The sequence below is a fragment of the Bosea sp. AS-1 genome (assembly GCF_002220095.1).
Taxonomy (GTDB): Bacteria; Pseudomonadota; Alphaproteobacteria; order Rhizobiales; family Beijerinckiaceae; genus Allobosea.
The window spans coordinates 1,633,488-1,660,407 of sequence record NZ_CP022372.1; the positions used below are offsets into that span (position 1 = coordinate 1,633,488).

Consider the following 26,920-nt stretch of genomic DNA (forward strand, 5'->3'; position numbering starts at 1 on the left):
CCTTACGGCCACCTTACCGTCGGCGGCATCGAGGACAGGATGGAATCGACATTGCCGCCGGTCTTCAGGCCGAAGATCGTGCCGCGGTCGTAGAGCAGGTTGAATTCGACGTAGCGGCCGCGGCGGACCTGCTGCTCGTGGCGCTGGGCCTCGGTCCAGGGCTTGCCGATATTGCGGCACAGGATGTTCGGGTAGCTGTCGAGGAACGCCTCGCCCACGGCGCGGGTGAAGGCGAAATCCGCTTCCACGTCCCCGGTCCAGACATAGTCGTAGAAGATGCCGCCGATGCCGCGCGGCTCGTTGCGGTGCTTCAGGAAGAAGTATTCGTCGCACCACTCCTTGAAGTTCTGATAGTCGGCGACGGCCGGAAAACGCTCGCAGGGCCGGCGCATCGCTGCATGGAAGTCGCGTGCGTCGGGATCTTCCTGCGTACGACGTGCGTCGAGCACCGGTGTCAGGTCGGCGCCGCCGCCGAACCAGGGCCGGGTCGTCACCACGAAACGCGTGTTCATGTGGACGGTGGGGGCGTTCGGATTCCACGGATGGGCGATCAGCGAGATGCCGGTCGCGTGGAAGCGCGGATCGGCTGCCGCGCCGGGGATCTGCGCGGCGAAATCAGGGTGGAAGCTGCCATGCACCGTCGAGACATGGACGCCGACCTTCTCGAAGACACGGCCCTTCATGATCGACATCACCCCACCGCCTCCGGGGACGCCGTCATGGTTGCTGCGCTGCCAGGGCGTGCGGACGAAGCGGCCGGGGGCGGCATCGGCCTCGGGTGCGAAGGGGCCGGAGGCCTCGTCCTCGACTTGCTCGAAAGCGGCGCAGATCCGATCGCGCAGGCTCTCGAACCAGGCAGCGGCGCGCGGCTTCAGCGCGGCGACGACCGCCGGATCGACGGGGGCGGAGGTTTCAGCGGGGCGGCGCGTGTTCATGATCGGTCCGGTCGGCTTCCTGGCGGCCGGGAAAGCCGCCTGTCTGTCGCAATGCCTCGCCCATTACCATCGCGGCGGCGAGCGCGACATTGATCGAACGCAAGCCGGGCCGCATGGGAATGTGCAGGCTCGCCCCGGCCGCATTCCGCACCTCTGCCGTCACGCCGGCGGATTCGCGCCCGACCATGACAATGTCGCTCGGCCGGAAGGCAAAGTCCGGCAAGGCGGTCGCGCCATCCGTCTCGGCCAGGACGAGCCGACGTCCCTCGGCCCTGCGCCATTCCTCGAAGGTCCGAAAGGAATCATGACGCATGACTGCGGCGCGCTCGAGATAATCCATGCCCGAGCGGCGAAAATGCCGGTCCGAGACGTCGAAGGCTGCGGGCTCGACGATATCGACGCCGAGGCCGAGGCAGGCGGCCATACGGAGCATCGTGCCGGCGTTCTGCGGGATGTCCGGCTGGAAGAGGGCGAGGCGGAGCGAGGTTTCTGTCATCCGGCTGCTGTCATGAGGTGGCGGGCCGACATGCGTCAAGCGGGCTGGTCGCGAGACCCGAACGAACCCATATCTCGCCCTGAATTTCGCCGTGATGCCGACCCAGAGGAGGGCGGCCCATGTTCGCACCGTTCTTCCGCTGGCTCGAAAGCCGCATCGACGTCTTCGCTCCCTTCGACGAGGGCGAAACGCCGCCGCGCGGCGTCTGGCCCTTCATGTGGCACCACATCAAGGGCGTGAAGGGCTGGATGGCCCTGATCATGCTGACCGGCCTCGGCTTCAGCGGCATCGAGGCGGCGATGTATCTGATGGTCGGCTGGTTCGTCGACCTGCTCTCGACCCAGTCGCCCGCGACGATCTTCCGCGATCATGGCTGGGTCCTGGCGGGGGCGGCCTTCCTGCTCGTCGTGGTCAGGCCGCTGATCTATTTCGCCAACCACGCCATCGTCGACCAGGTCGTGGTGCCGCAGATCACCAACCAGATCCGCTGGCGCAACCATGTCTATACGCTCGGCCACGCGCTCTCCTATTTCCAGAACGACTTTGCCGGTCGGCTCTCGGCCCGCGTCATCCAGGCCGGGCAGTCGATCCGCGGTGCGACCATCGAAGTCATCGACGACCTCTGGTACGCGCTCGTCTTCGCCTCGGTCGCGATCGGCTTCTTCGGCAAGACCAGCCTGTGGCTGGCGCTGCCGGTGATCGCCTGGCTCGCGGCCTATGTCGCGCTGCTGATCTATTTCGTGCCTCGCGCCAAGAAGCGCTCGGAGGCGAATTCGCTCGGCCGCTCGAGTACGACCGGGCGGATCGTCGATTCCTATACCAATATCCTGACGGTGAAGCTGTTCGCGCGCGGTGACGCCGAGCGCTCGGCGGTGCGCGAATCGCTCGGCTGGTGGAACGACTCGTTCCTGAACCTGTCGCGGCTGATCACCGGGGTCAGCGTCATCCTGCAGACGATGAACAGCCTGCTCGTCGTCGCGACGGCCTGGCTGGCGCTGCTTCTGTGGAGTCAGGGCGAGATGACGCCCGGAGCCGTTGCCGCAGCGATCGGCCTGGTGCTGCGGCTCGTGCAGATGTCCGGCTGGCTGATCCATCTCGTGCGCGGCATCTTCGAGAATATCGGCTCGGTGCAGGAGAGCATGGAGACGATCGCCAAGCCGCACGACCTGCCTGACGCCGCCGATGCGGTGCCGCTGGTCGTCGACAGGGGCGCGATCCGCTTCGAGGCGATCCGTTTCAACTACGGCAGGGCGCAGGGGCTGTTCGAAGGGCTCGACCTATCGATCAAGCCAGGGGAGCGGGTCGGCCTTGTCGGCCCGTCGGGCGCCGGCAAGTCGACGCTGGTCAACCTGCTGCTGCGGCTCTACCCGCTCGACGGCGGGCGCATCCTGATCGATGGGCAGGACATCGCGCACGTCACGCAGGATTCGCTCAGGGCGCAGATCGGCATGGTGACGCAGGATAATTCGCTGCTGCACCGCTCGATCGGCGACAACATCGCCTATGGCCGCATCGGCGCGAACGAAGCCGAGATCGCGGAAGCCGCGCGGCAGGCGGAGGCGCACGAGTTCATCCTCGGCCTCGGCGACCAGGATGGTCGCAAGGGCTTCGATTCGCGTGTCGGCGAACGTGGCGTGAAGCTTTCCGGCGGCCAGCGCCAGCGCATCGCGATTGCTCGTGTGCTGCTGAAGGATGCGCCGATCCTGATCCTTGACGAGGCGACCTCGGCACTCGATTCGGAGGTCGAGGCGGCGATCCAGCAGCAGCTCGCGGCGCTGATGCAGGGCAAGACCGTGATCGCGATCGCGCACCGGCTCTCGACCATCGCGGAGCTTGACCGGCTGATCGTGCTCGACAAGGGGCGGATCGTCGACACCGGCAGCCATGAGGAGCTGATCGCGCGCGGCGGGCTCTACGCCCGGCTCTGGGCGCGCCAGTCGGGTGGATTCCTCGCTGCGGCCGATCCGGAAAAGCTCGCCGTCTGACGTCTACGCCAGCGGACTGTGCGCCATGCATGGCTAAGGCGTTCGCGACAGTAGACTTCGTCCAATCTGCATGTCAAAGAGCCCAAGGTGACGCCCCGCCGCATTGCGGAGGTGGCGGCGCGCCCCTATGAGGGCGAGAGACGACAATTTCGAGCTGTTCCAGCTCGCAAGACGTATGAGGGATTGGATCGTGGCGCACGCGACCGATACATCGACCGGAACAACCCGCCGCGATTTCATGCTGCTCGCGACCGGCGCCGCCGGCGCCGTCGCCGCCGGCTCCATCGTCGTTCCGCTGATCAGCCAGCTTGCGCCCGACGCGCAGACGGTTGCGGCAGGCGCGCCGATCGACGTCGATCTCACTCCGGTGGCCGAGGGCCAGGCGATCAAGCTGTTCTGGCGCGGCAAGCTGATCTTCGTGCGTCACCGCACCAAGAAGGAAATCGACGAGGCCAAGGCGGTCGACATCTCGACGCTGCGCGATCCGCAGACCGACGAACAGCGCACCAAGCCTGGCCACGAACAATACCTCATCGTCTTCGGCAACTGCACCCATCTCGGCTGCGTGCCGCTCGGCAATGCCCCGGGCGACCCGAAGGGTGACTTCGACGGCTGGTTCTGCCCCTGCCACGGCTCGCACTACGATTCCTCCGGCCGCATCCGCAAGGGCCCGGCGCCGCTCAACCTGCCGGTTCCGCCCTATGCCTTCACGGCGGACACCAAGATCAAGATCGGCTGAGCGCCGCGCTCGAAGCCTTTCGCCCAGATGAGACAGCCTTGAGGCATTCTTCATGAGTGGTCACAGTTCATACGTTCCGAAGACCGGTATCGAGCGCTGGCTTGATGCGCGCCTGCCGATCATCCGGCTGACCCATGATTCGGCGGTGTCCTACCCGGTCCCGCGCAACCTGAACTATCTGTGGACCTTCGGCGGTATCCTGGTCTTCATGCTGGTGGCGCAGATCATCACCGGCGTCATCCTGGTGATGCACTACACGCCGCATGCGACGATGGCCTTCAACTCCGTCGAGCACATCATGCGCGACGTGAACTATGGCTGGCTGCTACGCTACCTGCACTCCAACGGCGCCTCGATGTTCTTCGTTGCGGTCTATGTGCACATCTTCCGCGGCATCTATTACGGCTCGTACAAGGCTCCGCGCGAGGTGCTCTGGATCCTCGGCGTCGTCATCTTCCTGCTGATGATGGCCACCGCCTTCATGGGCTATGTGCTGCCCTGGGGCCAGATGTCCTTCTGGGGTGCGACCGTCATCACCAACCTGTTCTCGGCGCTGCCGGTGATCGGCGAGACGATCGTCACCTATCTGTGGGGTGGCTACTCGGTCGACAACCCGACGCTGAACCGCTTCTTCTCGCTGCACTACCTGCTGCCCTTCATGATCTTCGGCGTCGTCGTGCTGCACGTCTGGGCGCTGCACCATGTCGGCCAGAACAATCCCACCGGCGTCGAGGTGAAGAACGTCGAGAAGGACACGGTGCCCTTCACGCCCTACGCCACGATCAAGGACCTGTTCGGCATGGTCGTGTTCATGATCGTGTTCGGCTGGTTCGTGTTCTACCAGCCCAACTTCATGGGCCACGCCGACAACTACATCCCGGCCAATCCGGCCGCGACGCCGGCGCACATCGTTCCCGAATGGTACTTCCTGCCGTTCTACGCGATCCTGCGCGCCATCCCCGACAAGCTCGGCGGCGTCATCGCCATGGGCTCGGCCATCGTCGTGCTCGCCTTCCTGCCCTGGATCGACACCTCCAAGGTCAAGTCGATGAACTATCGGCCGATCGCGCGCCAGCTGTTCTGGGCCTGGCTCGCTGTCTGCATCGGTCTCGGCTATCTCGGCGCGATGCCGCCAGAAGGTGGCTTCGTCATCGCCTCGCAGATCTTCACGGTGCTGTATTTCGGCTTCTTCGTCGCGCTGTTCGTCGTCGGCCTGTTCGAGCGTCCCAAGGCGCTGCCGACCTCGATCGCCGACTCCGTGCTGGCTTCCGCCAAGGGTGGCTCGGCCGCCCGCATCGCGACCGCCACCGCGGCCGAACCGAACGTCAAGGGCTGACGGAACCATGAGCAGACTATCGTTTCGTCTGGCCCTGACGGGTCTTGCCGCCGGCCTCGCCTTCGGGGCTCTCTCGCTCCCGGCCGCCCGCGCCGCGGAAGGTGGCGTCAAGCCGCCGGAGCTGAGCTGGACCTTCTCCGGCCCGCTCGGCAAGTTCGACCGTGCGCAGCTCCAGCGCGGCTTCAAAGTCTTCAAGGAGGTCTGCTCGAGCTGCCACGCCGCCAGCCTCGTCGCCTTCCGCAACCTGTCCGAACCCGGCGGCCCCGAGTTCACGACCGGCCAGGTCGCGGCGCTTGCTGCGACGTATCAGATCAAGGACGGTCCGAACGATCAGGGCGAGATGTTCGAGCGTCCCGGCCGTCCGGCCGACCGATTCCCGGCTCCGTTCCCGAACGAGCAGGCAGCGCGGGCTGCCCAGGGCGGCGCCTACCCGCCGGACTTCTCGGTTCTGGCCAAGGCCCGCACCTATGAGCGCGGCTTCCCGACCTTCATCTTCGATATCTTCACCCAGTATCAGGAGCAGGGGCCGGACTACATCCACGCCCTGCTGACCGGATACAAGGAGCCGCCGGCCGGCTTCCAGGCCCTGCTGCCCGGGCAGAACTACAACGAGTACATGCCCGGCCACCTGATCGCGATGCCGAAGCCGCTTTCGGATGGTCAGGTCGAGTACCCCAAGGGGGCGGACGGCAAGCCGCAGGTGCCGGAGACGGTCGACCAGTACGCGCGCGACGTCGCTGCCTTCATGGTCTGGATGGCCGAGCCGCATCTGGAGCAGCGCAAGCGCATCGCGCTGTGGTTCATGCCCTTCCTCGTCATCCTCGCCTTCCTGCTCTACTTCAGCAAGAAGAGGATCTGGTCGCGGATGCCTGACGGTTCACCAGCGCACTGACGCTGCAGGATCGCACTGACGCTGCAGGATATTGTTCTGGAAAGGCCCCGCCGAGCGGGGCCTTTCTTTTTTCCGGAAATGAAATGCGGTTCGTGTGCCGCATCTTGTGTTGCGATCGTCATCGAAAGGTGGTCCCTTCCGCGCCCTTAACAAGGAAGCGATCATGAGCGAAGCCGTTCTCGGAATCATCGGCGGATCGGGCATCTACGATCTGCCGGGGTTGACCGATATCCGCGAGGAGCGGATCGAAAGCCCGTGGGGCGAACCCTCGGATGCGCTGCGGATCGGTCGGATCGGTTCCACAAAGATCGTCTTCCTGCCGCGGCACGGGCGCGGCCACGTCCTTTCGCCCTCCGACATCAACTATCGCGCCAATATCGACGTGCTGAAGCGGGCGGGTGTGACCGACCTCGTCTCGCTTTCGGCCTGCGGCTCCTACAAGGCAGAGCTCTATCCAGGGCTGTTCGTACTGGTCGACCAGTTCGTCGATCGCACGACCCGGCGTGAGAGCTCCTTCTTCGGCAAGGGCTGCGTCGCCCATGTCTCCGTCGCCCATCCGGTCGGGCCGAAGCTGCAGGAGCGGATCGCTGCGGCCGCCGAGGTCGAGGAATTGCCCTTCGTGCGCGGCGGGACGCTGGTGACGATGGAAGGGCCGCAATTCTCGACCTATGCCGAGTCGACGACCTATCGCGGCCTCGGCTACGATCTGATCGGCATGACGGCGATGCCCGAGGCCAAGCTCGCGCGCGAGGCTGAGATCACCTACGCCACCGTCGCGATGGTGACGGATTATGATTGCTGGCACGAACTGCATGGCGCGGTCGATGTGGCGTCCGTCGTCGCGGTGTTGCACGAAAATGCCGACAAGGCCCGCCGTCTGGTCGCGCGGCTCGCTGCCGATTTCCCGGCCGAGCGGGAGGCCTGCCCGGCAGGGTCCCACAATGCGCTAGACCATGCGCTCATCACCGCGCCGGCTTTCCGCGACTCGGCTCTGCTGGCGAAGCTCGACGCCGTCGCCGGCCGGGTTCTCGAGCGCGCGTGATGGCCGCGCCCTTGACGAAGCGGGCTCGGCGTCCGACCAAGGCGCTCGACCACGCGCCCGGGATGCCATCCATGAACCTCGCCGACACGATCCGCGCCATTCCGGATTATCCGCGACCGGGGATCATCTTCCGCGACATCACCACGCTGCTCGGCGATGCGCGCGCCTTCCGGCGGGCTGTGGACGAACTGGTGCAGCCATTCGCCGGCCTGAAGATCGCGAAGATCGCCGGCATCGAGGCGCGCGGCTTCATTCTCGGCGGTGCTGTGGCGCATCAGCTCTCGGCCGGCTTCATTCCGGTACGCAAGAAGGGCAAGCTGCCGCGTGAGACGCTGCGCGTGACCTATGCGCTCGAATACGGCACCGACGAGATCGAGGTGCATCGCGACGCGGTGCAGCCCGGCGAGCGCGTCCTCCTGGTCGACGATCTGATCGCGACCGGCGGCACGGCTGAAGGCGCGGTCAATCTGCTGGCGGGGCTCGGCGCGGAGGTGGTTGCAGCCTGCTTCATCGTCGACCTGCCGGAACTCGGCGGCGCCGACAAGATCCGCCGGCTCGGCGTACCGGTTCGGACGCTCGTTTCCTTCGGTGGGCACTGAGCAGCGATGAAGATCAACGGCCAGCATTACCGCACGATCTGGCCGGCGCAGGATGGCTGGCGCGTCGTGGTCATCGACCAAACGCGGTTGCCCTTCCGCTTCGAGACAGTGGCGCTGGGCTCGGCCGAGCAGGCGGCGGATGCGATCCGCAACATGGTAGTGCGTGGTGCACCGCTGATCGGCGCGACGGCGGCGTATGGCGTGGCGCTGGCGATGCGGGTCGACGCCTCCGATATGGCGCTCGATGAAGCGCTCGCCTTGCTCGGGGCGACGCGGCCGACGGCGGTGAACCTGCGCTGGGCTTTGGAGCGGATGCGGCGCGTGTTGACACCGCTTGCCGTGGATGAGCGCGTCGAAGCTGCCTATGCCGAAGCGGCCGCGATTTGTGACGAAGATGTCGCGCTCTGCCGCGCCATCGGTGAGCATGGCCTGCCACTCATCCGGGAAATCGCAGCGCGCAAGCCGACGGGGCAGTCGGTCAATATCCTGACCCATTGCAATGCAGGCTGGATCGCCACGGTGGACTGGGGCACGGCGCTGGCGCCGATCTATCTGGCGCATGATGCCGGCATCGCGGTCCATGTCTGGGTCGACGAGACGCGCCCGCGCAACCAGGGCGCGGCGTTGACGGCTTACGAGCTCGGCGCGCATGGCGTGCCGCATACGGTGATTGTCGACAATGCCGGCGGTCATCTGATGCAGCGCGGCCAGGTCGATCTGGTGATTGTCGGGACCGATCGGACGACGGCGAACGGCGATGTCGCCAACAAGATCGGTACCTATCTCAAGGCGCTGGCCGCGCACGACAACGGCGTGCCCTTCTATGTCGCGTTGCCTTCGCCGACGATCGACTGGAGCATCCGCGACGGCCTTGCGGATATCCCGATCGAGGAGCGAGCCGGCCGCGAGGTCACACATCTCCCAGGCCTGGCGGAGGATGGCGAAGTGAGGGCGTTCAGGGTGGTGGCGCCGGGCAGCGCAGTGGCGAATCCGGCCTTCGACGTCACGCCGGCGCGGTTGGTGACGGGGCTGATCACCGAGCGTGGCATCTGTGCCGCGAGCAGCGAAGGGCTGGCGGGGCTGTTCCCCGATCTGGCGCGTGGAGTGGCGGCATGAACGAACAGGCGTTGCGGGCGGAAATCGTCGCGGTTGCGCAGGCGATCGACCGAGCCGGGTTCTGCCCTTCGAAATCCGGTAACGTCTCGGCGCGTTTCGAGGGCGGACTGTTGATCACGCCGTCGGGGCTGCCCTATGCGCAGACGAAACCGGAGGATCTGATCCACCTTGCGCTCGACGGCACGGTGCTCTCCGGCGCGCGCAAGCCGTCTTCGGAATGGCCGTTCCATGTCGAGATCTACAAGGCCAGGCCGGATGCGCAGGCGATCGTGCACACCCATTCGCCGCGGGCCACGGCGCTCTCCTGCACGCGGCGCGGCATTCCGGCGTTCCATTACATGATCGCACTTTGCGGCGGCGCGGATGTCCGCTGCGCCGACTATGCTACCTTCGGCACGCCGGAACTCGCGGCCAATGCAGTGAAGGCGCTGGAAGGGCGCAAGGCGGTGTTGCTCGCGAACCATGGCGTCATTGCGCTCGGTGGCTCGCTGGCCGGTGCGCATCAGATCGTAGCCGAGGTCGAAAACCTCGCGGGACAGTATCTCGACATTCTCGCCGCTGGGCTCACGCCCGCGATCCTCGATGCCGAGGAAATGGCGCGGGTTTCGGCGAAGTTCACGGGCTACGGCAAGGTCGGCTAGGTTCTTCGCCTGCGGGCCGGGCAAATGCCAGCAGTCGGGTTAAGTTTTCCTCAAGGGCGACCCCGGCATAAATCCTGACGTCTTCGTCGCCTGTTCCAGAGACTTCCGTGCCGCTGGACTATCATTCCCTGCTGACGGCCTTCACCCTTTCCGGATGCGGGCTGGCGACCGCCTTCCTCGTCAGCTGGCTCGTCTCGCAGAAAGAACGGTTCCTGATGGCCTGGACCATCGGCGTCTCGCTGATGGCGTTCGGCGTGCTGATCTACGACGGCTATGTCAAGACGATGTCGCCGCTGCTCGGCGCCGCGGGATATACGGTGCTGTTGATCGGCCTTGCCTTCGTCTTTGGAGCGGGCCGCGAATTCCGGACGCAGGTTCTGCCCTGGCGCAGCATGGTCGCCATGGCTGTCGCGTCGTCCGCTGCCGTGGCGACCCCGATGCTGGCTGGGTACAACGGCATCGCGATCCTGCTGCTCAATCTCGCAGCGACGGTCATTCTGCTGGTCACGGCGTGGGACTACTGGCTCGGGCGGGCGGAGGCCAGGCTGGCGATCACGTTATTGACCGCCCTCTATGTCCTGACCGGGCTCTCCTTCGTTCCCTGCGCCATTCTCCTGCTGCTCGACGGCCGCTGGATCCTGCCCGCTATTCCGTCGAATTGGGCCGAGGATCTCAATATCGCCATCTGCCTGACCACACTCGCCGGGATCGGCGCATTGTCGCTTGCGCTCAATCAGGCGCGGCTGGCGCGTGGCCACAAGCACGATGCGGAAACCGATCCGCTCACCGGCCTGCTCAACCGGCGGGCGTTGCTCGACCGGATTGCAAGCGAGGTCGAAGGGCCTGCCGCGCTCATCATCTTCGACATCGATCACTTCAAGCGGATCAACGATATCCATGGCCATCTTGCCGGCGACGATGTGTTGCGGGCGTTCGGGGAGATTCTGATTTCCTGCCGGGCGCAGGGGCTGGCAGCGCGGCTCGGCGGCGAGGAGTTCGCGCTGCTGATGCCACGCGGCTCGCTGGTCTCGGCTGCCATTGTCGCTGACAGCGTGCGGGTGCGCCTCGGCAAGCGCCATTTCGCGGCGAGTGCAGGTTCGTTCGGAAGCACCGTCAGTGCCGGCGTCGCCCATGCCGCGGACAGCGTCATCGATTTCGACGCATTGCTGCAGGATGCCGACAAGGCGCTCTACGCTGCCAAGCGAAACGGCCGAGACCGGGTCGCGGTCAGTTCGGACGAGGAGGAATTCCTCGCCCAGATGCATGTACAATCGGATGGTCAACGCGGGCCCGTTGATTTGGTTAGGCTCCGGATCGGCTAAGATTTACCTTGCAGAATGTGATTTTGTAATACTATCTTATGTTTACTCCCATAAATTTAAGTACAAAAAATTCTATACTTATATTTTTGACCATTGTTTACTTAGTTAAATTTTAAACTTATTTAAAATACGCAACCTGTTGCGCATTTCTGTCTTGATAGACTGGATTTATGGCTTCGCTTCTTGCGTGTGTCCAAAGGTCTTGGCCTTCCCAGAGGTGGGTCGGTGCCCCGCCGCCACCAAGTCGTCACTCTGAATGGGGCGGCCGAGCATCCCCTGGCTGCCGTGCCTGTGCAGTTTTTACTGTTGGAGGCAGTTTTTACTCTTGGAGAGCGTGAGCGTTCAAACATGCCGCGGCAGCGCCGAAGCGCACGAACCCGCTCCCTCACGCGCGCGTTAAACCAAGGAGCGCAAATGGAGCCGTCGGTTCGTAATGGAAAACCTTCGGGGCAGATCCATCCATGCCGGGCTCGCAAATATGAGCGGCCAGGTCGGCCGCGTATTCATCAAAATATTCTCGACGATGATTTTGGCGCGCCTGCTCGTGCCGAGCGATTACGGTTTGATCGCGATGGTCACGACCTTCACTGGTTTTCTTGGCCTTTTCAGCAGCTTGGGGCTCTATCACGCGACGATCCAGTGCGACTCGATCTCGTCGGAGCAGTCCTCGACGCTCTTCTGGATCATGCTTCTTTTCGGCTTCGTGCTCTTCATCCTGTGCGTGGCGCTCGCGCCCGCGATCGCGCTCTTCTACGGTGATCCCAGGCTCGTTTCGACGACGATCATCATTGGAACGGGGTTCATCATATCGGGCGCCAGCATCCAGCATGGAGCGCTCCTCTCCCGGCAGATGCGTTATGGAACATCGGCGCTGATCGATATCAGCGCCGAACTGATCAGCACGGCGGTCGCGATCTATCTCGCCTGGATCGGGTACGGGTATTTTGCCTTGGCGTACATGATCGTTCTGCAGCCGCTCGTCGTGACGATCGGGCTGTGGTGCTGCACGAGGTGGGTTCCGTCGCGCCCACATTTCAGTGCCCAGATCGCGCCGATGCTGCGTTTTGGCAGAGCTATGACGCTGACCAGCGCCGTCACCTACATCGCGAGCAATCTGCAAAAGGTCTTGATCGGCAAATTCTGGGGCGAGGAAGCGATCGGCTTATATGGTCGCGGCAGCTATTTGATCTCGTTTCCGACCGATACGCTGAACAATGCCATAGGGGAGGTTGCCTTCAATGCCCTGTCGAAGGTCAAGCGCGACGCCGCTCGCCTCCGACGCTCGTTCTTGCAGATCTATACATGCGTCGTCGCGCTGACGTTTCCGACGACGGCCGCTTGCGCGTTGTTCGCCGATGACCTGATCGCGATCCTTCTGGGCCGGCATTGGAGCGGGGTCGTTCCGATATTCCAGCTGCTGACGCCGACCGTCCTGGTCTTCGCGATCAACAACCCGGTCGGATGGTTGTTGAACGCGCTTGGAATGGCCGACAGGGGCCTGAAGATCGCGTTGGTTTCGGCGCCGCTGATGCTGCTGGCAGTGGTGGTCGGCCTGCCCTACGGAGCGAACGGCGTCGCCTTGTCGTACTCCGTCGTCATGCTGCTGAAGGCTGCGCCCCTGACGGTATGGGCGCTGCGTGGAACGGGGATCCATTTCAGGGACGTTGTCGCCGGCCTGAGCGGGCCCCTGACGGCCAGCGTCGTCGCGGGAATCGTCTCCTATGCGGTGAAGACCCAGTTGCTGGATGCGGTGCCTTCGTTCCTCCGTCTTGTTCTACTGACCGTCCTTTTCTCGATCACCTACCTGTTGGTGTTGCTGCGTTCGACAGCGCACAGGGCGGTGATCGCCGACGTGCTGGAGACCGCGAAGAACTTTGGCATCGATCCGAGACGTTTTGGGATCAGGAGCGCGGGTTGAGCAGCTCCGCGTGGACGGGTTGCCAGGGAGGGGCTCGTCCCGGCACCCGATCCGATCGGTTTCTCGGATCGGCGTGCTCTTCGCCCGATTACGGCGAGGGGATGCCGAGGGATGGATGATGAACGTTCGATGCCTACGTATTATCGATGAGGACTGCGATGGATACCAATAATAGCCCGTTGGTGAGCGTTGTGACGCCTGTCTATAATGGATCTTCCTATTTGAGGGATTGCATCGAGAGCGTTCTGTCTCAATCTTACGAAAATTTTGAATACATTATCGTCAATAATGCCAGCACGGACTGCACCCTTCAGGTCGCAAGTGAGTACGCCAGAGAGGATCACCGGATACGCATATGCAGTAATGACACTTTGTTGCCGATCATCGCGAACCATAACAGGGCGTTGCAGGAGATCGACCCGCAGAGCAAGTATTGCAAGATCGTCTCGGCCGATGACCGGATCTTTCCGGAATGTATCGCACAAATGGTGGCGCTGGCCGAAGCGAATCCGCGTGTCGGCCTGGTGGGATCCTATCAGTTGTGCGGCGAAATGAACGCTAATTTCGAAGATCAGTGGATACGGAATGTCGGACTTGATCCTCTCAAGTCCGTTTTCTCTGGATCCGAGGTCTGTCGAAAGCAACTGCTCGGGGCACTGAGCGTTTTCGGTAATCCGACATCGACGCTGTATCGCTCGGATCTCGTTCGCCGGAATGCGGAGTTCTATCCGAATCCTTCAGCTGAAGCCGATACGAGCGCCTGCTTCGCCGCACTATGCGATTCCGATTATGGCTTCGTTCACCAGGTGCTCTCGTATGAGCGCGTTCACACCATGCGGCAGACGACTGTGGCGCAGAATTTGAACACCTACCTGCCATCGGCGATCAGCGACTGCATGACATATGGCCGATATTTCATGGCGGATTCGGAAATTGCTGAGAGGCTGCGTCAATTATTTACGGAATACTACGAGTTCCTGGGGTCGAGCGCCCTTCGGGCGAATAATGACGCCTTCTGGACTTATCATAAAGCAGCGCTGCAGGCTTTGGGGATTTCTCTGGACAAGCGGCGTGTAGCCCTGGAGGCAGCGAAGAAGTGCGTGAGGACCATGAAGACGCCGGCCAGATTCTTCGGGGTGGCTGTGGAACGGACGCGACGCATCCTGAACTGACTTACCGAGTCCCTTCGACGCCACGCACCCAGGTTCTCCCGACCGTACTGATGCTCAAGGCAGTGAGATGGAAGCGCCGAAATTCAGCGTCTTGATCGCGAACTACAACAACGCTCACCTGATCGGGCAGGCGTTGGACAGCATCAAGCGGCAAACGATTCAGGACTTCGAGGTGATCGTCGTGGACGATGGCTCGACGGACAACAGCCGTTCCGCCGTGGAAGCGGAGATGGCCTCTTTCGGTGGCAGGCTTCGGTATATCTATCAATCGAACGGCGGCGTCGCGAGCGCGCGGAATGCTGCAATCATGGCGTCATCCGGGAGTTACCTGACATTCCTGGATCCTGACGATTATTGGCACGCAGAGCGACTAGAGGCTCACGCGGCAATACTGGACCAGAATGAAGCCGTGGGGCTTTGTTGTAGCGACTTCGACCGGCTCCATGAGGATGGGCATGTCGAGCAGCATTTCAGCAGATGGGTCCCGTTTCCGAACTTTCCGTTTGAGCAGCGGATTTCGCGCGAGGATTCATTGCGCTGGCTTCTGGCCGTCAATTTCATCGGCACCAATGGCGTGACGATCCGGAGACGCTGCGTCCAAGCTGTCGGATTGTTTACCGAAAGCTACAGGCAGGCCGAAGACTATGACTATTGGCTTCGATGCGCCGTAAACACGGAATTCTATGTCATTCCCCGGGTCCTGCATACGTACAGGATCCATCAGGGTGGGCTGACGAAGAATTTCCTGGAGAACTGCGAATATAGCCAGCGCGTGGTTCTGTACTTCGCTGAAACCTATGAGGGATTTATCGGGTCCCACGGGCTAGGAGGCGCGGTGAGAAGCGCCATCGCGCGAAGGTGGTACGAGATCGGCAATCTGAGCTTTGAAGGCGGAGACATCCGAAAGGCGTTTGGTTCGTACCTGACGGGGCTGCGATCGGAAATCTCGTTTCCGAATGTGTTGCGCTTCCTGTCCGTCGCTGCACGCAAGACGATCAGGCTGGGGACGTTCGGCTCTCTCTCGAGAGAGCGGCTGGCTCGTCACTCCTGACCGCCAGGCTCGACCGTCGGCCCACACGCGCGCCGGTCGAGGCGTTCATGGAAGCGCAGCCGCCTCTAGGCAGGCTTCCGCTCGACGAACACGCAACCGTCGAAGCTGAAGACTTCCTCGCCGCGCTGGTTGACGCCGGTGTTGCGGTGGAAGAACAGCCCCCATTGCGGGCGCGAGGCGCTTTCGCGCTTGTCGGCGACCTCCGAGAAATAGGTGACGCGATCGCCGGCGAGGACCGGCCGCGACCAGCGCAGGTTCTTGAAGCCGGGCGAGGGGCCGAGACGCGCCGGGCGGCCAGCCGTGGCGGCGATCTGGCGCTTGCGATGCAGGACCATGGTCGCCATCCAGACGGAGGCGGTATGCCAGCCCGAGGCTGCGAGCTGGCCGAAGATGCTGCTGCGCGCTGCCGCCTCGTCCATGTGGAAGGGCTGCGGGTCGAAGCTGCGGGCGAAGGCGACGATCTCCTCGGGCGTGAAGACAAAGCTGCCGAGCTCATGGCGGCTGCCGACATCCAGTTCTTCGAAGAAGCGCGTCGGCGTGGGCGCTTCGGCGGGTTCGATCAACGGGCTTTCGTGGACGGGGCGCTCGTAGTGCGGTCCATGAGCAAGCCAGTTGCCCCTGGGCTGCGGCGCAACGGCGGAGCCCCTGCGGCCGAACATGATCCAGTTGGTCTGTTCGAGCACCGGTTCGTCGCGCTGGTTGAGCAGTTCGAAGCGGAACTGCACCAGCCCCATCTCAGGGCGCGAGCGCGACGTCTTGGTATCCAGAACGGTACGCCGCGCACTCAGGCTGTCGCCGGGAAAAACCGGCCTCAGCCATTTTACCTCGTCGATGCCGGGCGCGCCCATGCCGGTCGAGTCGAGCAGGAAATCCTCGGCGATCAGTCGCATCAGCAGCGAACAGCTCTGCCAGCCGGAACCGATCAGACTGCCGACGAAACTCGCCTTCGCCGCTTCCGGATCGACATGGAAATCCTGCGCGTCGTAGCGCGTGGCGAAGGCGATGAGGTCGTCCTGCGAGACGGCGATGCTGCGCGTGCGGGCACTCTCGCCGGCGACGAAATCCTCGAACTGCAGCATCGTCCGGCTCTCAGTTGGCGAAGCGGAAATGCAGGACGTCGCCGTCAGCGACGACGTATTCCTTGCCTTCGAGGCGGAATTTGCCGGCCTCGCGCGCACCCGTCTCGCCCTTGTTGGCGACATAGTCGTCGAAGGCGATGGTCTCGGCGCGGATATAGCCCTTCTCGAAATCGGTATGGATCACGCCCGCGGCCTGAGGCCCCTTGGTGCCCTTTTCGATCGTCCAGGCGCGCGCCTCCTTTGGCCCCACGGTGAAGTAGGTCACGAGGTTGAGCAGCTTGTAGCCCGCCCGGATGACGCGGTTCAGGCCCGGCTCCTCGAGGCCGACCGCCTCCAGGTATTCGGTCTGCTCCTCGGGCGGCAGCACCGCGATCTCGCTCTCGATCTTGGCCGAGACGACGACGGCGACGGCGCCTTCCTCGGCGGCACGCTTCTTCACCAGCTCGGAGAAAGCGTTGCCCTTGTCGGCGCTCGCTTCCTCGACATTGCAGACATAGAGCACGGGCTTGGAGGAGAGCAGGCCGAGCTGCTCGAAGGCGCGTTTCTGGTCAGCGGGGATCTCGGCGAGGCGGGCCGGCTTGCCGTCGCGCAGTAGCACGAGGCAGCGGGTCATCAGCTCGACCGCCTCCTTGGCTTCCTTGTCGCCGGACTTCGCCTTCTTCTCCAGCGGGAGGACGCGCTTCTCAAGGCTTTCGAGGTCGGCGAGCATCAGCTCGGTCTCGATCGTCTCGATGTCGTCGACCGGCGAGACCTTTCCCTCGACATGGGTGATGTCGCCATCCTCGAAGCAGCGCACGACATGGGCGATGGCGTCGCACTCGCGGATGTTGGCCAGGAACTGGTTGCCGAGACCTTCGCCGCGCGAGGCGCCGCGCACGAGGCCGGCGATGTCGACGAAGGTCAGCCGCGTCGGGATGATCTCCTTGGAGCCTGCGATGGCGGCGAGCTGCTCCAGCCGCTCGTCCGGCACCGCGACGTCGCCGACATTCGGTTCGATGGTGCAGAAGGGATAGTTGGCCGCCTGCGCCGCCGCCGTCTGCGTCAGCGCGTTGAAGAGGGTCGACTTGCCGACATTCGGCAGGCCGACGATTCCACATTTGAAGCCCATGATTGCCCGGTCCGTCGCGCTGCCGCAGCCTGAGGGCGGGCGCGCATGATGTTGCAGAAATGATGGCGCCTTATTGGGGGGAGAGCGCCATAAACACAAGGGGCAGAGCCGAATGGCGGACATCTCCGCCTCACGGGAACGTGCATGGCGGCGCGCGGGCTGCGGGTGCTGGATCGTCGGCGTCCATCCCCTGCAGCCGGTGTCCGATGCGCAAGCTTCCCCTCGTCTCGACCATCTTTGCATTCAGCCTCGTGGCCGGCACGGCCGCTTTCGCCCAGACGCCCGGCACGCGGTTGCGCGGTGAGGTCGAGGCGGTGGCAGGCTCGACCCTCACGCTCAAGACCTCCGACGGGCGTGAGGCCAGGGTGGCGCTGGCGCCCGGCTTTTCCACGGGTGCGGTCGTGCCGGCCAAGGCCGCCGAGATCGCCAAGGGCGCATTCATCGGCGTCGGAGCCAAGCCGCAACCGGACGGGACCTTGCTCGCAGTGCAAGTGATGATCTTTCCGGAAGCTCTGCGCGGAACCGGGGAGGGGCATCGCCCATGGGCCGTGCTGCCGGATGCGACCATGACCAACGCGACCGTGGCCGAGACGGTCTCGCATGTCGACGGCGCCAACCTGGTGCTGAGCTATCCCGGCGGCGAGCAGAAGGTCGCAATCACGCCGGAGGCCGTCATCCTGAAGGCTGCGCCGGCCGAAGCGGATGAGCTCAAGCCCGGCGCACAGGTTGCGATGACGGCGCGCCGGCAGTCCGATGGCAGCTACAGCACGAGCCGGATCACCGTAGCGAAGGGCGGGGCGAAGCTGCCTTATTGAAGCGGCTTGGCCGTCCGGTCTCAGTTCTCGCTCTTCTCGCCGAGCCGCTTCACGGCTGCATGGCCATGCGCATCCATGAAAAGATGCACCTTGTTCTGGAAGCCGGCGTCGTCATGTGCGGCGAGAGCGGGAGCGAAATCGGCGCAGGCGGTGCACAGATCCTCCACCCAGGGCTGCTCGGCCTTGCCGAAATCATTCAGCACATAGCCGTGGACCAGCTCCTTCAGGCCGGGATGGCCGATCCCCAGCCGCACGCGGCGATAGTCGTTGCCGATGGCGGCGGTCGTCGAGCGCAGGCCGTTATGGCCGGCATTGCCGCCGCCGAGCTTCACCCTGAGCTTGGCCGGGGCGAGGTCGAGCTCGTCATGGAAGACGATGACGTCGGCAGGGGCGATCTTGAAGAAGCGCGCCGCTTCGCCGATCGCACGGCCGGACTCGTTCATATAGGTCTGCGGCTTAAGCAGGATGATCTTTTCGCCGCCGATGGTCGCTTCGCACGCCTCGGCCTGGAAGCGCGAGCGCCAGGGCGAGGCGCGGTGAGCGCGGGCGATCTCGTCCACGGCCATGAAGCCGATATTGTGACGGTTGCGGGCATAGCGCGCGCCCGGATTGCCGAGGCCGGCAAAGATCAGCATGGTCTGCTCCGGCATAAACGAAGACGGCCGGGAAACCCGGCCGCCTGGTATCCGTTGTCAGAGGGGAGGCGAAAGCCTCACTCCTTCTCCTTCTCGGCGGGCACGTCGGAGGCCGGAACTTCGGCTTCCGGCTCGGCCTCGACGGTCGGCGGGGCGATGGTGACGATGGTGGCGTCGGAACCCACGGTCAGCTTGGCGCCGGCCGGCAGCTTGATCGCGTCGGCGTGGAGCGAGTCGCCGATGTTCAGACCGGCAACCGAAAGCTCGAAGGCATCCGGAATGCTGTCGGGCTCAACCGCGATTTCCAGGGTGTGCTCGACGATCTGCACAAGGCCGCCATTCTTGATGCCGGGGCTGGCATCCTGGCCGATGACATGCACCGGAACCTGAACCGTCACGGTCTGGCCCTTGGCGACGCGCAGGAAGTCGACGTGAAGCGGGAAATCCTTGACCGGATCGAGCTGGTAGTCGCGCGGAATGACGCGCTGCTTCTTACCGGCAACGTCGATCTCGAAGATCGTGGTCAGGAAGTGGCCGCCGAAAATCAGCTGGCGGGTCTTGTTGGCGTCGAGCGCGATGGCTTCGGGAGCAGCGCCCCCGCCATAGATCACGGCAGGCGTCTGGCCCTGGCGACGAACTGCACGGGCGGCCCCCTTGCCGACCTGTGCGCGCGCCGAAGCCTCGATTTGCTTCGTGGCGGTCATGTTGGATGTCCTTGACTTGTAAATGACAAGGCCGCCTCGTGGCGGCCATCGGATTGCGCGTCCAGAGCCTCCAAGGGTGTCAGCGGGACGCGCGGCTGCTCATAGGCGAAAAGCGCCGCAATCTCAAGTCCATTCAGGCGGCATTCGCCACCAGGCCACTGTTCGCCAGGCTCGCCGTCGGCTCCCGCTGTCCGAAACGCTGCAGCAGATCCCGGATGACCGGTGCGGGCACGGGGGGCGAATACAGGAAGCCCTGCCCGAGGCAGCAGCCCATTTCACCGAGGCGCCGGGCCTGCCCTTCCGTCTCGATGCCTTCGGCGATGATCTTCATTCCGAGCCGCTTCGCCATGGTCTGTAGCGATTCCACGATGACGCCGCTGCGCGCACCGCTGTCGATGGCGCCGACGAAGGAACGATCGATCTTGATGATGTCGATCGGGAAATCGAGCAGATGGGTCAGCGAGGCGAAGCCGGTGCCGAAATCGTCGAGGGCGACCGACATGCCATGGGCACGCAGCGCCTCCATGGTGCGGGCGACGCCGTCGCGCAGGCCGCCCATGAAGACCTGCTCGGTGATCTCGACGACGAGGTGCCGGAGCGGAACCTCGACCTTGTCGAAGGCCCTGGCGATGCGCTGGACGAGGTCACCCTTCTGGAAGTCGGCGGCGGTGACGTTGAGCGCGACGTGCTGGAACTGAAGACCGGCGGCCTGCCATTCGGCCATGTCGGACGAGATGGCCGCGAGCATGCGGCTCGTCACCCGATAGGCCATCTTGGGATCGAGCAGGGCTTCGTGAAACTCGCCGGCGGTGACGATCCGCCCGTCGCCGAGACGCATCCGCGCCAAGGCCTCGACGCCGACGATCTCGCTGCTGCCAAGCCGGATGATGGGCTGGTAGTAGGGAATGATGCGCTCGTCGCCGAGCGCGTCCTCGACCTGGCGGCGGATGCGGATGCGTCGCATCATGGCGCTGCGCAGGCCGCGCCGGAACCGGACGTAGCCGCCGCGCTTGGTTTCCTTCGCGTGGTAGAGCGCGAGGTCCGCGTTCTGGCGCAGCATGACGCTGTCAGTACCTGCGGCATCGGCGATGACGCCGCCGATGGTGACGCTCGGGACGATGCTTTGCCCGTCATGCTCGATGGGGGGCGGCATGGCTGCGAGGACCGCCGTGGCGAGCGCCCGCATCCGGCTGGCATTCTCGCAGGCGGGAATGAGCACGGCGAATTCGTCGCCGCCGATGCGGCAGGCAAGACACCCTTCCAGCACGCGGCTGAGGCGACCACCGATCTCGGCGATCAGCGCATCGCCAGCGGCATGACCCAGCGTGTCGTTGACGATCTTGAGGTTGTCGATGTCGATCAGCATCAGGCCGAGGCGACCCGTCGGGGCTTCACACATCGAGGCGATGGCATCGCTGAAGCGGGTCCGGTTGGGCAGCTTCGTCAGCGTGTCGAAATAGGCGAGCCTGTGGTTGCGGGCGCGCACCTCCTCGTGTTCGATCGCGATGGCGCAGAGATGCACGCAGGTCGCGACGATGCGCCGTTCGACCGCGCGGGGGCGCCCGGGCTTGCGATAGTAGAAAGCGAAGGCGCCGACGACGCGCCCGTCACGGGCCTTGATCGGCATCGACCAGCTCGCGCGCAGCCCGAGCGGCAGTACCAGGTCGGTCAAACCTTCCCACAGCGGATCGGTCGCTATGTCGGTCACCTCGACTGGCTCGCCGCGGTAGATCGCGGTGCCGCAGGAGCCGACTCGAGGGCCGACCGGAACGCCATCGATCGCTGCAGCATAGGAGGTGGGCAGGCTGGGCGAAGCCAATGGCCGCAGCAAGCGATCGTCATCGACGGTCACGACCGAGCAGACGACGCCGGGCGCAGCCGCCTCGGCGCGTAGGCAAAGTCGCCGCATGCAGGCGACCAGAGGCTCGCCGCGGGCGATGTGCTCGAGGATTTCGTTCTGCAGCGACTGCAGTCGGGCGGATGGTCTCGTCACGATGTCCCGACAATTCTTGTCGAAGAGGGAGATGACGATAGGAAACGCCGGTTAAAATCCGTTTGTTCAGCTGTCTCGCAATTTATGTGGTCGCGACAGGTGCGTCAGGCGGCAACGAGGCCGAGGCGCTCATCGCGGCGGCGCAGCAGGTGCATCAGGGGCAGGGCAAGCAGGATCATCCAGGTCTTGCCCAGGATCTGGCCCGCCAGGAAATCGAGATTGCCGAAGGCAAGGTGCAGGAAGACGACCGAGTCGACGACGAGGCCGGCTATGCCCGAGGCCACGACAGCCGTGACGAAACGGCGGCGCTGCAGCGGGGTGTAGACCGCGAAATCGGCCAGCTCCGACAGCGTGAAAGCCGCAACCGAAGCCATGACGATGGCGGGCGGCGCGAGCAACGCCGAGATCAGCGAGCCGGCCGCGATGGCCGCGAGGCCAGCGAGTGGGCCGAGACGACGCTGGACGATATCGCGCAGCACCAGGGCGAGTCCGATCATCAGAACACCGCTCGGTGCGTCGATGCCGGGCCAGACCGGTACGAGGCAGGGGCCGCTCGGCACGCAGACCGTGCCGACATGGCCGAGCATCCAGTTTGCGGCCGGGATGGTAAGGCCGAACAGCAGGAGCGCGATAACGCCCTCGGTCCGCCGCTGACGATCACGATTCATAGGATGGTCCGCTGTTGCCGGGAGCGGCCAGATAGGCCGCATAGCCCTTTGCACGCAAGTCGCAGGCCGGGCAATGGCCGCAGCCATAGCCCCAGCCATGCCGCGTCGTCCGGTCGCCGAGATAGCAGCTATGAGACTCGGTAATGACGAGGTCGAGCAGCGCCTGTCCGCCGAGCGCGCGGGCGAGCGCGAAGGTCTGGGCCTTGTCGCGCCACATCAGCGGCGTGTGCAGCACGAGCCTTCGGTCCAGCCCGAGCCCAAGTGCGACCTGCATCGCCTTGATCGTATCGTCGCGGCAGTCGGGATAGCCGGAATAATCGGTCTCGCAGACGCCGAGCACGATGTGGCGCAGGTTGCGGCGGTAGGCGAGCGCGGCGGCGAAGGTGAGGAAGATCAGGTTGCGGCCGGGCACGAAGGTCGAGGGCAGCCCAGTCTCGGCAAAGACGATCTCGGTCTCGCGGGTCAGCGCCGTCTCGGAGAGCGCGCCCAGCGCGGCGAGGTCGATGACATGGTCGGGGCCGAGCCGTTCGGCATAGATCGAGGACAGTGCCGGCAGCTTCTCGCGGATCGCCAGCCGACACTCCATCTCGATGCGATGGCGCTGGCCATAATCGAAGCCGACCGTCTCGACCGCATCGAAGCGGTCGAGCGCCCAGGCGAGCGCGGTCGTCGAATCCTGGCCGCCGGAGAACAGGACGAGGGCGCGGGATTCTGCCAACGCAGCCTCAGTCGAACAGGCTGGAGACGCTGGTCTCGCTCGCGGTGCGTTCGATGGCTTCGCCCATCAGTCCGGCGATCGAGATGACGCGGATGTTGCGCGCGACCTTCACCGCCTCGGTCGGCATGATCGAGTCGGTGATGACGAGCTCCTTGAGCTTGGAGCCGGCGATGCGCGCCACGGCGCCCCCCGAGAGCACGCCATGGGTGATGTAGGCGTAGACCTCCTTGGCGCCCTGCTCGAGCAGGGCTTCGGCGGCGTTCACCAGCGTGCCGCCCGAATCGACGATGTCGTCGATGAGGATGCAGGAGCGCCCTTCCACCGAGCCGATGATGTTCATGACTTCCGACTCGCCGGGCCGATCGCGGCGCTTGTCGACGATCGCGAGCGGGGCGTCGATGCGCTTGGCGAGCGCGCGGGCGCGGACCACGCCGCCGACGTCCGGCGAGACGACCATGGCGTTCTTCCACTCCAGCCGGTCCTTGATGTCCCGCGCCATCAGCGGAGCGCCGAACAGGTTGTCGGTCGGAATGTCGAAGAAGCCCTGGATCTGGCCGGCATGGAGGTCGAGCGTCAAGACGCGGTCGACGCCGGCATGGGTGATCAGGTTGGAGACGAGCTTGGCCGAGATCGGGGTGCGGCCGGAGGCGCGCCGGTCCTGCCTGGCATAGCCGAAATAGGGAATCACTGCCGTGATGCGCTTGGCCGAGGAGCGGCGCAGCGCATCGACGATGATCAGCAGTTCCATCAGGTGGTCGTTGGTCGGGAAGGAGGTGGACTGGATGACGAAGACATCCTGCCCACGCACATTTTCCTGGATCTCGACGAAGACTTCCATGTCGGCGAAGCGCCGGACGGAGGCCTTGGCGAGGGGAATGCTGAGATGGTTGCAGATGGCTTCGGCGAGCGGCCGGTTGGAATTGCCGGCTACGACTTTGAAATGAGAGGCCATGCCGTGGCGTACCGTTGCAGGGGGCGGGGCGCGAGCCGACCAGGCCGGCTCAATTGGAAGCGCTCTTAACAGTGCCGTGGCATGGAGTCGACCGCTGCGCTGCAATATCAGTATGCAAAACGCATGACATGGGCTCCGCAGCTCGCCAGCGAAGCCGCGGCGGCGGGTTTCACGAGCGCATAGCCGCGGAAGGCGGTGTCAGAGCCGCTTGCCGTTGCCGGCCGAGGCCGTGCGGGTTGCAGCCGTCTTCTTGCCGTTCGCCTTGTCCTTGCCGTCGCCCTTCTCGGTCGGGCCGAGTGCGGCTTCGGCGGCCGGCGTCGTGACGAGAAAGCCGGCGATCGCATCCATCGAATCCGAGGCGGCCTTGGCGACGACGGTGCGGTCGATGCCGGCCCAGGGGTCGGAGCCGCTGCTGCGCTTGCCGATGCTCTCGCCCTGGACGCGCTGGGCGCGCTGCTTGGTCGAATCATAGACATCCCAGACGAAGGCGAGCGCGGTCTGGCCGTCCTCGGTCGGCTGGGCGGTGAGGTAGCCCTTGACGCGGAAGCGTGCCGGCTTGTCGCCGGGGACGATCTCCATCTTGCGCTCGGCCGCCGCCTCGCCGAGCAGGCCCGCGAAATTCGTGGTGACGTCGTCAGGAGCGCCGGAAATGCTCTGGACCGAGACGGGAACGCCCGGCGCATCGACGCGCGGGCGGGCAGCGGTCTGGGTGGTTTCCTGGCAGCCGGCGAGCGCGAGCGCCAATACCGGCCCCAGAGCGAGGCCGCTCAAACGATGAAACATGACGCCTCCCGCCCTTTGGGCTGTGGATCGCAACGAACTACCCTGTGCCATCTTTCTAGGCGGATCGTCGGGCGAGGTCCAGATCGCGCGGTGGCGAGGCGGGCTCCGTTCCGCGTGGCGGCTTTCGATTGCGATGCGGGCAGGCTTCTCCCATATAGGCCGCAGAAGCGGATATTTGGTCCGCGCGGGAGACAATCCATGGCCGGTACCAGCAACCGCTTCCTCGATGACATCGCCCGCCTCGCCACCGATGCGGCCGGCGCCGCGCAGGGCGTGCGCCGCGAGGTCGAGACCGTGGTCAAGACGCAGATCGAGAAGCTGCTGCGCGAGCTCGATGTCGTGCCGCGCGAGGAATTCGAGGCCGTGCGCGAGATGGCGCTCATCGCCCGCGAGGAAAACGACAAGCTGGCCGCTCGCCTCGCTGCTCTCGAAGCCAAGCTGAACAAGGCCTGATCGGAGCAGCCTGACCTAGGGTCCGCGTGTCCACAGCCATGTGCTGTGGACAGCGGCTGCAGGGGATTGAGCCCGGCGCCCGAATCCGGGGAGCTTCGCCACCGTGTTGGGAGCGTCACAGCGCCTGCGCTATCGTCGGTGGAAAGAATTGATTCGCTAGGCAGATTCGCTCTGCCGGGGCGGACGGGAACGCTGCTCCGGGGGCGTTCCGGAGGTGTGTTGCGTTCCTTCGGCTTTCCAGTCGCCGTGTTCCTCTTCTCGAACGCGCCGGGTGCACCAGCATCCGGAAGGTGGACCCTAGGGCATGATGGACCTCGATATGGATGCCGATCTCGATCGGCCTTCCAACCCTCTCGACCTGTTCGAGCGACTCGCTTCCCTCAACAACTGGACCTTCGACCGCGACAGTGACGACGAGCTTTCGGTCTCGGTGACCGGTGGCTGGTCCGAGTATCATGTCGCCATCACCTGGCTTGCCGAGGTTGAGGCGCTGCATATCGCCTGCGCCTTCGACCTCAAGGTGCCGGAACGTCGGCGCGGCGAGGTGCTGCAGCTTGTCAGCCTCGTCAACGAGCAGCTCTGGCTCGGTCATTTCGATCTCTGGAGCAGCGAAAGCGTCGTGATGTATCGCCACGCCCTGCTGCTTTCTGGCGGCGCGGAGCCGACCGACGAGCAGGCCGCGGCCCTGATCAAGAGCGCGATCGACGCCTGCGAACGCTATTATCAGGCGTTCCAGTTCGTCGTCTGGGCCGGCAAGACCGCCAGGGAAGGGCTCGAAGGCGCCATGCTGGAGACCGCGGGCGAGGCCTGAGTCCATCGCCATCCCATATGCAGGCTTGACCCGCCGGTGCGGGACGGGAAAGGCTGCGCCACAAGAGAAGCCCGAGTTTTCGCTCCGGGATCGCTGCCAGCCGCCGAGGGCCTGCCATGACCGCTTCCCTGCCGCAATCGCTCGTCCTCATCGGTGCGGGCAAGATGGGGGGAGCCATGCTCGAGGGCTGGCTGCGCATCGGCATCGACCCGGCCGGCATCAGCCTGATCGATCCCAAGCCCTCGGACGAGATCGTCGAACTCGCCGGCGAGAAGGGCATGCGGCTCAACCCCTCCGCGAAGGAGATTCCACCCACCGAGGTGCTGGTCCTTGCGACCAAGCCGCAGATGCTCGATACGGCGGCGCCGGCTGTGCAGACCTTCATCCATCCCAAGACGCTGCTGATCTCGATTCTGGCCGGCAAGACGCTCGGCGATCTCGCGGCGCGGCTGCCGAACGCGACGGCGATCATCCGCGCCATGCCGAACCTGCCGGCCTCGGTGCAGCGTGGCGCGACAGCGGCTGCGCCCGGCAAGGGCGTGAGCGCGGCACAACGGGCGACCGCGGATGCGCTGCTCGCCAGCATCGGCAAGGTCGAGTGGCTCGATGACGAGGGGCTGATCGACGCCGTGACCGCGGTCTCCGGCTCGGGCCCGGCCTATGTCTTCCATCTCGTCGAATGCCTTGCCGCAGCCGGCCGTGACGCTGGTTTGCCCGCCGATGTCGCCGAGCGACTGGCGCGCGCAACGGTCGAGGGGGCAGGGGAGCTCCTGTTCCAGTCGGAGTTGTCACCCGGAACGCTGCGCCAGAACGTGACCTCCCCAGGCGGCACGACGGCCGCGGCGCTGGAGGTGCTGATGGCGGAGGACGGGATGAAGCCGCTGATGCGCAAGGCGGTGGCTGCTGCCAAACGTCGCGCCGGCGAGCTTTCCGGCTGATTTCGCCCAACTTCAAAGA

At 64.7% G+C, this 26,920-nt stretch carries 27 protein-coding genes; 16 read left to right on the top strand and 11 right to left on the bottom strand.

Annotated features, from left to right (window positions below):
- Nucleotides 1–2: 2 nt before the first annotated feature.
- Both hemF and CE453_RS09360 read right to left on the bottom strand, forming a co-directional pair.
- Nucleotides 3–935, bottom strand: a complete 933-nt coding sequence (gene hemF / locus CE453_RS09355) for an oxygen-dependent coproporphyrinogen oxidase (protein WP_089174339.1) — start codon at nt 933–935, stop codon at nt 3–5.
- Nucleotides 913–1,431, bottom strand: a complete 519-nt coding sequence (locus tag CE453_RS09360) for a tRNA (cytidine(34)-2'-O)-methyltransferase (RefSeq protein ID WP_089174340.1) — start codon at nt 1,429–1,431, stop codon at nt 913–915. The genes hemF and CE453_RS09360 overlap by 23 nt, the downstream gene beginning before the upstream one ends.
- A 119-nt stretch (nt 1,432–1,550) precedes the next feature.
- Between CE453_RS09360 and CE453_RS09365 the strand changes: the two genes are divergently transcribed.
- The 12 genes from CE453_RS09365 to CE453_RS09420 all read left to right on the top strand — a co-directional run bounded on the left by CE453_RS09365 (nt 1,551) and on the right by CE453_RS09420 (nt 15,244).
- Nucleotides 1,551–3,416, top strand: a complete 1,866-nt coding sequence (locus tag CE453_RS09365; protein WP_089174341.1) for an ABC transporter ATP-binding protein — start codon at nt 1,551–1,553, stop codon at nt 3,414–3,416.
- A 175-nt stretch (nt 3,417–3,591) separates the two neighbouring features.
- Entirely contained in the window at nt 3,592–4,155 is a 564-nt protein-coding gene (gene petA, locus CE453_RS09370) for a ubiquinol-cytochrome c reductase iron-sulfur subunit (RefSeq protein WP_089174342.1), read from the top strand.
- Between the two features lie 52 nt (nt 4,156–4,207).
- Nucleotides 4,208–5,491: a cytochrome b gene (locus CE453_RS09375; RefSeq protein WP_089174343.1), complete on the top strand. Its 1,284-nt coding sequence runs from the start codon at nt 4,208–4,210 to the stop codon at nt 5,489–5,491.
- A 7-nt stretch (nt 5,492–5,498) separates the two neighbouring features.
- The gene (locus tag CE453_RS09380) at nt 5,499–6,383 is read left to right on the top strand and encodes a cytochrome c1 (RefSeq protein ID WP_089174344.1); all 885 of its coding nucleotides are present in this window, start codon (nt 5,499–5,501) and stop codon (nt 6,381–6,383) included.
- A 163-nt stretch (nt 6,384–6,546) separates the two neighbouring features.
- Nucleotides 6,547–7,425 (top strand): S-methyl-5'-thioadenosine phosphorylase, encoded by an 879-nt coding sequence (locus tag CE453_RS09385; protein ID WP_089174345.1) that lies wholly within the window; start codon nt 6,547–6,549, stop codon nt 7,423–7,425.
- A gap of 62 nt (nt 7,426–7,487) precedes the next feature.
- Nucleotides 7,488–8,024: an adenine phosphoribosyltransferase gene (locus CE453_RS09390; protein ID WP_248308102.1), complete on the top strand. Its 537-nt coding sequence runs from the start codon at nt 7,488–7,490 to the stop codon at nt 8,022–8,024.
- Nucleotides 8,025–8,030: 6 nt separating this feature from the next.
- Entirely contained in the window at nt 8,031–9,140 is a 1,110-nt protein-coding gene (mtnA, locus tag CE453_RS09395) for an S-methyl-5-thioribose-1-phosphate isomerase (protein ID WP_089174346.1), read from the top strand.
- A complete protein-coding gene (locus CE453_RS09400; RefSeq protein ID WP_089174347.1) occupies nt 9,137–9,781 on the top strand; it encodes a class II aldolase/adducin family protein in 645 nt (214 codons plus the stop codon). The genes mtnA and CE453_RS09400 overlap by 4 nt, the downstream gene beginning before the upstream one ends.
- Before the next feature lie 107 nt (nt 9,782–9,888).
- Nucleotides 9,889–11,103, top strand: coding sequence for a GGDEF domain-containing protein (locus CE453_RS09405; protein ID WP_089174348.1), 1,215 nt, complete (start codon nt 9,889–9,891; stop codon nt 11,101–11,103).
- Nucleotides 11,104–11,581: 478 nt separating this feature from the next.
- On the top strand, nt 11,582–13,021 hold the full coding sequence (locus CE453_RS09410; protein ID WP_198302301.1) for a lipopolysaccharide biosynthesis protein: 1,440 nt from the start codon (nt 11,582–11,584) through the stop codon (nt 13,019–13,021).
- Nucleotides 13,022–13,179: 158 nt separating this feature from the next.
- Entirely contained in the window at nt 13,180–14,193 is a 1,014-nt protein-coding gene (locus tag CE453_RS09415) for a glycosyltransferase family 2 protein (protein WP_157732971.1), read from the top strand.
- A 67-nt stretch (nt 14,194–14,260) separates the two neighbouring features.
- Nucleotides 14,261–15,244 (top strand): glycosyltransferase family 2 protein, encoded by a 984-nt coding sequence (locus tag CE453_RS09420; RefSeq protein ID WP_089174351.1) that lies wholly within the window; start codon nt 14,261–14,263, stop codon nt 15,242–15,244.
- Nucleotides 15,245–15,309: 65 nt separating this feature from the next.
- On the opposite strand, the gene CE453_RS09425 is transcribed toward CE453_RS09420, so the two are convergent.
- On the bottom strand, nt 15,310–16,323 hold the full coding sequence (locus tag CE453_RS09425; protein ID WP_089174352.1) for a MaoC family dehydratase: 1,014 nt from the start codon (nt 16,321–16,323) through the stop codon (nt 15,310–15,312).
- Nucleotides 16,324–16,333: 10 nt separating this feature from the next.
- Entirely contained in the window at nt 16,334–17,431 is a 1,098-nt protein-coding gene (gene ychF, locus CE453_RS09430) for a redox-regulated ATPase YchF (protein WP_089174353.1), read from the bottom strand.
- A 206-nt stretch (nt 17,432–17,637) separates the two neighbouring features.
- Between ychF and CE453_RS09435 the strand changes: the two genes are divergently transcribed.
- Entirely contained in the window at nt 17,638–18,246 is a 609-nt protein-coding gene (locus CE453_RS09435; RefSeq protein ID WP_089174354.1) for a DUF5666 domain-containing protein, read from the top strand.
- A 20-nt stretch (nt 18,247–18,266) separates the two neighbouring features.
- Here CE453_RS09435 and pth read toward each other — a convergent pair whose 3' ends face one another.
- From pth to CE453_RS09470, 7 genes are all read right to left on the bottom strand, one after another.
- Nucleotides 18,267–18,881: an aminoacyl-tRNA hydrolase gene (pth, locus tag CE453_RS09440; protein ID WP_089177801.1), complete on the bottom strand. Its 615-nt coding sequence runs from the start codon at nt 18,879–18,881 to the stop codon at nt 18,267–18,269.
- 77 nt (nt 18,882–18,958) lie between these two features.
- Nucleotides 18,959–19,585, bottom strand: coding sequence for a 50S ribosomal protein L25/general stress protein Ctc (locus tag CE453_RS09445; protein ID WP_089174355.1), 627 nt, complete (start codon nt 19,583–19,585; stop codon nt 18,959–18,961).
- A gap of 133 nt (nt 19,586–19,718) precedes the next feature.
- The gene (locus CE453_RS09450) at nt 19,719–21,578 is read right to left on the bottom strand and encodes a putative bifunctional diguanylate cyclase/phosphodiesterase (RefSeq protein WP_248308013.1); all 1,860 of its coding nucleotides are present in this window, start codon (nt 21,576–21,578) and stop codon (nt 19,719–19,721) included.
- A gap of 104 nt (nt 21,579–21,682) precedes the next feature.
- Nucleotides 21,683–22,246, bottom strand: coding sequence for a VUT family protein (locus tag CE453_RS09455; protein ID WP_089174356.1), 564 nt, complete (start codon nt 22,244–22,246; stop codon nt 21,683–21,685).
- A complete protein-coding gene (gene queC, locus CE453_RS09460) occupies nt 22,236–22,964 on the bottom strand; it encodes a 7-cyano-7-deazaguanine synthase QueC (protein ID WP_089174357.1) in 729 nt (242 codons plus the stop codon). Before queC ends, CE453_RS09455 begins: the two co-directional genes overlap by 11 nt.
- 7 nt (nt 22,965–22,971) lie before the next feature.
- Entirely contained in the window at nt 22,972–23,916 is a 945-nt protein-coding gene (locus CE453_RS09465; protein ID WP_089174358.1) for a ribose-phosphate pyrophosphokinase, read from the bottom strand.
- 198 nt (nt 23,917–24,114) lie between these two features.
- Nucleotides 24,115–24,699 (bottom strand): hypothetical protein, encoded by a 585-nt coding sequence (locus CE453_RS09470; protein WP_089174359.1) that lies wholly within the window; start codon nt 24,697–24,699, stop codon nt 24,115–24,117.
- A 198-nt stretch (nt 24,700–24,897) separates the two neighbouring features.
- On the opposite strand from CE453_RS09470, the gene CE453_RS09475 reads away from it, so the two are divergent.
- The 3 genes from CE453_RS09475 (at nt 24,898) to proC (ending at nt 26,901) form a co-directional block, all read left to right on the top strand.
- On the top strand, nt 24,898–25,152 hold the full coding sequence (locus CE453_RS09475) for an accessory factor UbiK family protein (RefSeq protein ID WP_089174360.1): 255 nt from the start codon (nt 24,898–24,900) through the stop codon (nt 25,150–25,152).
- 304 nt (nt 25,153–25,456) lie between these two features.
- Nucleotides 25,457–25,963 carry a type III secretion system chaperone family protein gene (locus tag CE453_RS09480; RefSeq protein ID WP_089174361.1) on the top strand — a complete coding sequence of 169 codons (507 nt, stop codon included), beginning with the start codon at nt 25,457–25,459 and terminating at the stop codon, nt 25,961–25,963.
- A 116-nt stretch (nt 25,964–26,079) separates the two neighbouring features.
- Nucleotides 26,080–26,901: a pyrroline-5-carboxylate reductase gene (gene proC / locus CE453_RS09485; protein WP_089174362.1), complete on the top strand. Its 822-nt coding sequence runs from the start codon at nt 26,080–26,082 to the stop codon at nt 26,899–26,901.
- Nucleotides 26,902–26,920: the final 19 nt, after the last annotated feature.